This window comes from Salipiger pallidus, from assembly GCF_014643635.1.
Lineage (GTDB): Bacteria > Pseudomonadota > Alphaproteobacteria > Rhodobacterales > Rhodobacteraceae > Salipiger > Salipiger pallidus.
In genome coordinates this window covers 123338-130347 of the sequence record NZ_BMJV01000011.1, presented here as the reverse complement: position 1 = coordinate 130347, position 7010 = coordinate 123338, and the positions used below count along the sequence as shown (strand labels likewise).

4 protein-coding genes and 1 pseudogene are annotated in these 7010 nt (G+C 64.4%); 3 read left to right on the top strand and 2 right to left on the bottom strand.

Going from position 1 to position 7010, the window contains the following annotated elements:
- Positions 1-169 precede the first annotated feature (169 nt).
- Positions 170-598 (top strand): annotated as a pseudogene (locus IEX41_RS21625) (integrase core domain-containing protein); the annotation flags it as partial.
- Between the two features lie 172 nt (positions 599-770).
- Here the strand turns inward: IEX41_RS21625 and fdhA are convergent.
- Both fdhA and IEX41_RS19870 read right to left on the bottom strand, forming a co-directional pair.
- Entirely contained in the window at positions 771-1952 is a 1182-nt protein-coding gene (gene fdhA / locus IEX41_RS19875) for a formaldehyde dehydrogenase, glutathione-independent (protein WP_188792072.1), read from the bottom strand.
- 1011 nt (positions 1953-2963) lie between these two features.
- Positions 2964-3863, bottom strand: a complete 900-nt coding sequence (locus tag IEX41_RS19870) for a LysR family transcriptional regulator (RefSeq protein WP_188792071.1) — start codon at positions 3861-3863, stop codon at positions 2964-2966.
- A gap of 171 nt (positions 3864-4034) precedes the next feature.
- Here IEX41_RS19870 and hglS point away from each other — a divergent pair, with 171 nt between their 5' ends.
- Both hglS and amaB read left to right on the top strand, forming a co-directional pair.
- Positions 4035-5432 (top strand): 2-oxoadipate dioxygenase/decarboxylase HglS, encoded by a 1398-nt coding sequence (gene hglS, locus IEX41_RS19865; RefSeq protein ID WP_188792070.1) that lies wholly within the window; start codon positions 4035-4037, stop codon positions 5430-5432.
- Positions 5433-5488: 56 nt separating this feature from the next.
- Positions 5489-7009, top strand: coding sequence for an L-piperidine-6-carboxylate dehydrogenase (gene amaB / locus IEX41_RS19860; RefSeq protein ID WP_188792069.1), 1521 nt, complete (start codon positions 5489-5491; stop codon positions 7007-7009).
- Position 7010 lies beyond the last annotated feature (1 nt).

The following is a 7010-nucleotide window of genomic DNA, read 5'->3' as shown; positions in this document are numbered from 1 at the left end:
GCGGCATTGAAGGTCGCAACCAGAGGCCGGATACACGAAGGAACTCGACCGCAATGCTGTTGCCAAAGTCAAAAAATCGCTTGCAGCCCCGGGGGCGTCCATACATGGGACATTGCTGCGCAATGCCCTGTAGGCCAAAGGATGGGTGCCGCCTCCAGGTGCTTTGCGCGTCGACGACTTCAGCCGGGAATGACTGGCCGCAGCCGTGGACGCCTCAATCTCCGGCGAGCGTGGTTCCCGTGCGCTTGATACGATTACCCGACCGCGCGGCTATCCCTGAATGGAGGTCGGCGAGAAGGGGACCGAGTTGATGTCGCATACCATTCTTAGGTGGCAGGAAGACCGCAAGGTCGAGTGGCACTAGATCGCGCCGGTAAAGCCCATGCAAAATTGCTTCGTCGCGAGCTTCAGTGGCCGCCTGAGTAGCGAGTGCTTCAGCGAGCACAGGGTCCCCGACCTGCGCCACGCCCCCGAGCTGACCGCGTTCTGGCGTGACGACTACAATCACCAACGCTCGCATACGAGCATCAATGGGCTCACTCTGGGGGTGGATCACCAACGGTCAGTAGCAGACCAAACTCTGAACAGAGCGGACTAGAGAACCCGGATGCCAAGGCGAGCATAGGTGGCGGCAATGCGATCTTGCAAAAGCCAGGTAAAAGCGCCAGTTCCGAAAGAGGTATTACCCGAGAAAGAGCCCTTTCAGGTCCCTGGCTGCGCTCGCCCTAAAAGATGACCGCCGCCCCTTTGGGGCGGCGGCTGGTCGGCAATCAGGACGCGAGCATTCCGTGGGGGTCGAGGACGAACTTCTTCGCGACGCCGCTGTCGAAGCTCTTGTACCCTTCGGCAGCCTGGTCAAGCGGCATAATCGTGGCATTGACGATGTCCGCGATCGGCAGGCGGTCGTGCAGGATCGCCTGCATGAGCTGGCGGTTGTATTTCAGCACAGGCGTCTGACCGGTATGGAAGCTCTGGGCCTTGGCCCAGCCCAGCCCAAACCGCATCGACAGGTTGCCGGACCGCGCCGCGTCGTCCACCGCGCCGGGATCCTCGGTGACGTATAGCCCGGGAATGCCGATGCCGCCTGCGACGCGGGTGATTTCCATCATCTGGTTCAGCACGATGGCCGGTTGCTCTCCGCCCGAATGACCGCGCGCCTCGAAGCCAACCGCGTCAATGGCTGCGTCGACCTCGGGGGAGCCTGTGATCTCGGCGATCATCTCCGGTAGGTTGTCGCCTTTGGATAGATCGACCGGGGTGAAGCCAACCTTGGACGCATGGTCGAGCCGCTCCTTGTTGAAGTCGCCGATCATCACCACCGCGGCACCAAGGATCCGCGCCGAGGCCGCCGCAGCAAGCCCCACGGGGCCTGCGCCCGCAACGTAAACGATCGAGCCGACACCGACACCTGCCTGCAGGGCGCCATGGAAGCCGGTGGGAAGAATGTCCGAGAGCATGGTCAGGTCGCGTATCTTCGCCAGCGCCTGGTCGCGATCCGGGAATTTCAGCAGGTTGAAGTCCGCATAAGGCACGGTGACATAACGAGCCTGACCACCGATCCAGCCGCCCATGTCGACATAGCCATAGGCGCCGCCAGCGCGTTCCGGATTCACCGTCAGGCAGACGCCAGTGTCCCCCTCGCGGCAGCACCGGCAGCGGCCGCAGGCCACGTTGAACGGGACCGAGACGACATCCCCAACCTTCAGCATTTCGACATCGGATCCGATCTCGATCACCTCCCCGGTGATCTCATGGCCAAGGACAAGGCCCGGCTCGGCGGTCGTGCGACCGCGCACCATGTGCTGGTCGGAGCCGCAGATGTTGGTCGAGATGACCTTGAGGATGACCGCGTGCTCCAGTTTGCGCCCATCAGGGGACTGAAGTTTCGGATCATCGATCTTCTGAACCTCGACAGCCCCCGGGCCGGTGTAAACAACCCCGATATTGCTCATGTGCGTCTCCTCCATAGATCTTGCACAGGCGAGGCGCCGCATGTCGGCATACCAAGGGATGCAGGGCCTCATTCGCTGGATGCTATCCTTGGCGGCTTGGATCACATGGCGGGAAGCGACATCGCTGCTAGCGCCAGCGACAGCGCGATTTTCCGTCCCTCCCCGGGAGAGGGGGGACGCAGAGGCACGTCAGTCCCGAGCCAGGCTTACATTGGGGGACATCACAGCATTTTGGTGTTGCGGCCAAAGATGATGGATGTGTCGCCGCCACCGGCAGAACGCGTAACGCCTTCGCGATCTCGGTCCGCTCAACAGATTGCGTCAAGCCGGATGAGTGCGTTCGGCACGGCGTAATCGCTTGCCTGCCAGGCAGTGCATCTTTGGTTTCGTGGGGGTGTTCGCGCTTTTCGACATCAAGGTGAAGCGACTGATACGTTCGATAAAAGAGGTCAGTTGATATGGCCAAGGGATTGCTTGGACAGCATGGCATCGGCACCGCAGCAGGGTCCGCCGCACCACAAAGCGGCAGAAACTGCGCTGGCTGGAGATCGGATGGATAGCTGACCATTGGCACACTGATGAGGCCGGTTTCGAGCGGGCGCGCCTTGGGACCTGCATTGGACCTGTCCTCAGGGCCCGTATGCGTAAGGGCCACGATCGCCGGCAACAGTGAGCGCTGCAGGATCGTCGACTTGTGGACGTGGAGGCCTTCCTGCGAATAATTGAAGGCGAGGCCGCGCAACCTTCCAGGCAGGCATCAAAGCGACCGGCCCTCTTCTCTGTTCAAGTGGCTGGCCAGCTGGCAGCACCGGACGCTGCGATCCCATCGCTTATCAGGATCGCGGCGCAGACGGTTTTGTCGTGCCGGGCCGCGGAGCCCTTTGAAGACAATCGCATGGGCCCGCATCCGGCAGGAAACTTTTCGAAAGCAGCGCCCTTCCGAAAGCGGCTTTTGCGGAAGAGAGGAGCTGACTGTCTCAAAGCCAGACGATGAGAGCAGAGTTTTCAGCCTCAGGCCAGCGGCCGGAAAGACACCGCTGCGATCATCCAGTCGCGGAAATCACGGGCGGCATCGGCCCGGTCTTCGGGAGTGGCGATATAATAGGCCTTGTCCGTCGACAGCGGGATGTCGAGCGGGATCTGCAATTCTCCGCGCGCAAGCTCGCTCTCGATCAGGTAGCGCGGGAGAAGCCCGTAGCCGAGCCCCGACCGGACCGCTTCGATGGTCAGGCTGAACTGCTCGAACCAGTGTCCCTCGTTCGGCGAAGACAGCTCCACCTCGGCGCGTTTGAACCAGTCGGCCCAGAGATGGGGGCGCTCGGTCTGGTGGATCTTGGGGGCCTCGGCCAGATCGCGGGCATCGCGCACCACCGTGTTCAGCAAGCACCCACCGGCGACCGGCACGACCAGTTCGCTGCATAGGTAAGTGCAGACCGCACCGGGCCAGATCGGCTGGCCGAAGTGGATTGCCAGATCGCATTGCGTGGTCGTGAAATCGAACACATCGCGGCGCGTCGAGATGTCGAAGCGCGTTTGCGGGTGGTGCTTGAGATACCCCGACAGGCGCGGCACCAGCCAGCGCGAGGCAAAAGTGGGCGGCGCGTTCACCGCGAGGATCCGCTCGCCTTGGCTGCCCGCCGTGACGTGGCGCATGGTGCTGCTGGCCATATCGAGCAGGGTCTCGACCTCGGCGAGGAAAGCGCGCCCGGTCTGCGTGGTGATCACCCGCCCGCGCACCCGTTCGAACAGGGGCTTGCCGATCTGCGTCTCGAGATCACGGATCTGCCGGCTGACGGCGCTCTGGGTGAGGGCAAGCTCCTCGCCGGCGCGGGTGAAGTTGCCGTGCCGCGCGGCACATTCGAAGGTCAGCAGCATTCGCATGTCGGGCAGATATCGGCGTTGCAGGATCATTCGATTGGCCTTTCCGTTAGCAGCGTCGAGGGCTTTACCATGCATGTAACCCCAGCTTGACCGGCAACTCCATGCGTTTTCGGAATGGGGTGATCGCGAGACGTTGCTGGGCATGCGTATAACCACCCGATTACCATGCACATAAATCATGATCACGAATGGAGCGGGCCTATGGCACCGGAACACGCAAACCCCCATCAGATCCGCGCACTGTTCTCTCGCGCAATGTCGGCGATGTATCGTGAAGAGGTGCCCGCCTACGGCACGCTGATGGAACTGGTGCGCGACGTGAACAGCGAAGTGCTCTCGGCAGCGCCCGAAGAACGTGCCCGCCTCGAGGAGCTTGGTGAGCTCGAGCGCATCGACGAGGAGCGCCATGGCGCGATCCGCCTCGGCACTCCGCGTGAGCTGTTCACCATGCGTCGCCTCTTCGCCGTGATGGGGATGCACCCGGTCGGCTACTACGACTTGTCGGTCGCCGGCGTGCCGGTTCATTCCACCGCCTTCCGTCCGCTCGACGAGGCCGCTCTGCGCCGCAACCCGTTCCGCGTCTTCACCTCGCTGCTGCGGCTGGACCTGCTCGATGACGCCGAACTGCGCGCCGCCGCCGCCGAGGTGCTGGATACACGCGAGATCTACACGACGGGTTGTCTCGAGCTGATCGAGAAGGCCGAAGCCGAGGGCGGTCTGAACGAAGCCGACGCCGAGCGTTTCGTGGCCGAGGCCATCGAGACCTTCCGCTGGCACGCCGAGGCCAACGTTCCCCATGCGCTTTACCAGCGCCTGCACGACGCGCACCGGCTGGTGGCGGACGTGGTGGCCTTCAAGGGGCCGCACATCAACCACCTCACGCCGCGCACGCTCGACATCGACCGCGTGCAGGAGATGATGCCGGAGCGTGGCATCGCGCCCAAGGCCGTCGTCGAAGGCCCGCCGACTCGGACCGTGCCAATCTTGCTGCGGCAGACCTCGTTCAAGGCGCTGGAAGAGCCGGTGAGCTTCCCTGCCTCCCCCACGGACGGCGAGACGGCCACCACCGGCCGCCACACCGCCCGCTTCGGGGAGATCGAGCAGCGCGGTATCGCGCTGACCCCCGCCGGGCAGGGACTCTACGACCGGTTGCTGGCCGATACCCGCAGCCGCATCACTCCGGCTGCCGACGGCTCGAACGCCGATGCGTACCGCGCCATGCTTGCCGAGGTCTTCACCGCCTTCCCGGACGACCTCGAGACACTGCGCAAGGACGGGCTGGGCTACTTCCGATACTCGGCAACCGGCAAGCCCTGCAGCGATCCCTCGCGCGGGGTCGATGCCCTGATTGCGGACGGCTGCCTGCGCGCCGATCCCATCGTCTACGAGGACTTTCTGCCGGTTTCGGCTGCGGGGATCTTCCAGTCAAACCTCGGCGACGGCGCCGCACAGGCCTTTGTCGCCAATCCCAACCGCACCCGTTTCGAGGAAGATCTCGGCGCGCCCGTCCACGATCTCTTCCGCCACTATGCCGAGACCGAGGCGCGCTCGCTCGCCGAAGCCCGTATCGCGCTGAGCCGGACACCTCAGAAGGCCTGATCCGGCCCCGGCGCAACACCACCCGTCAACAAGACCGACAAGCAAGGACCTCAACCATGAGCACTCCCCTCAAACAGACTACCGCTGAAACCATGGTCGCCTGCGGCGTCACCGCAGAGCTCGCCGTCGACGGCGGCATGACCGTCATCTCGCCCGTCACCGGCGAGCCCGTGGCCAGCCTTGCCGAACATTCCGTCGCCGACACCGAAGCGGCCATCGCGCTGGCGAACAAAGCGTTCCGCGCCTGGCGCCTGGTGCCCGGACCGCGTCGCGGCGAGCTGGTGCGGCTCTTCGCTGAAGAGCTGCGCAAGTCCAAGGAAGACCTCGGCCGCATGGTCTCGATCGAGGCGGGCAAATCCCCGTCCGAAGGTCTCGGCGAGGTACAGGAGATGATCGACATCTGCGATTTCGCCGTCGGCCTGTCGCGTCAGCTCTACGGCCTGACCATCGCCACCGAGCGCCCCGGTCACCGCATGATGGAAACCTGGCACCCGCTTGGCGTGGTGGGCATCATCACCGCCTTCAACTTCCCCTGCGCCCCGTGGTGCTGGAACTCGGCGCTGGCGCTGGTCTGCGGCGACCCCGTGATCTGGAAGCCGTCCGAGAAGACCCCGCTCACCGCCCTCGCCTGCCAGGCCGTGTTCGAGCGCGCCCTCGCCCGTTTCGGTGATGACGCGCCCGCCGGGCTCAGCCAGGTGCTGGTCGGTGGCCCCGCCGTCGGCGAGGCGCTGGTCGAAAGCGAAAAGGTCTCGCTGATCTCTGCCACCGGCTCGACCCGCATGGGCCGGATCGTCGGTCCCAAGGTTGCGGCGCGCTTTGGCAAATGCATCCTCGAACTGGGCGGCAACAACGCGGGCATCGTCTGCCCCTCGGCCGACATGGACATGACCCTGCGCGCCGTCGCCTTCGGTGCGATGGGCACCGCCGGGCAACGCTGCACCACCACCCGCCGCCTGTTCGTGCACGAAAGCGTCTATGATCAGATCGTGCCCGCGCTGAAGAAAGCCTATGCCTCTGTTTCGGTCGGCAACCCGCTGGAAACCCAGGCGCTGGTCGGCCCGCTGATCGACAAGACGGCCTACGACTCAATGGTCGCGGCCCTGGCCGAAGCCGGCGAGATGGGCGGCGTCGTGCACGGCGGCGAGCGCCAGGAGGTCGGCCCGGACACCGCCTATTACGTCAAACCGGCCATCGTCGAGATGCCTGCCCATGACGGCCCGGTCCTGCGCGAGACCTTCGCCCCGATCCTCTACGTCATGAAGTACTCCGACTTCGACAACGTGCTCGAGCAGCACAACGCCGTCGGTGGCGGTCTTAGCTCGTCGATCTTCACCACCGACCTGCGCGAGATGGAGACCTTCCTGTCGGCCAAGGGGTCGGACTGCGGTATCGCCAACGTCAACATCGGCACCTCGGGTGCCGAGATCGGTGGCGCCTTCGGCGGCGAAAAGGAGACTGGCGGCGGCCGTGAAAGCGGCTCTGACGCATGGCGCGCCTACATGCGCCGGGCGACCAACACGATCAACTACTCGACCGAACTGCCCCTCGCGCAGGGCGTGGTCTTCGACATCGACTGAT

Bases quoted from the DNA above. Each gene is read 5' to 3' on its own strand.
- fdhA (WP_188792072.1), bottom strand. From the start codon at position 1,952: ATGAGCAATATCGGGGTTGTTTACACCGGCCCGGGGGCTGTCGAGGTT.
- hglS (WP_188792070.1), top strand. From the start codon at position 4,035: ATGGCACCGGAACACGCAAACCCCCATCAGATCCGCGCACTGTTCTCT.
- amaB (WP_188792069.1), top strand. From the start codon at position 5,489: ATGAGCACTCCCCTCAAACAGACTACCGCTGAAACCATGGTCGCCTGC.
- IEX41_RS19870 (WP_188792071.1), bottom strand. From the start codon at position 3,863: ATGATCCTGCAACGCCGATATCTGCCCGACATGCGAATGCTGCTGACC.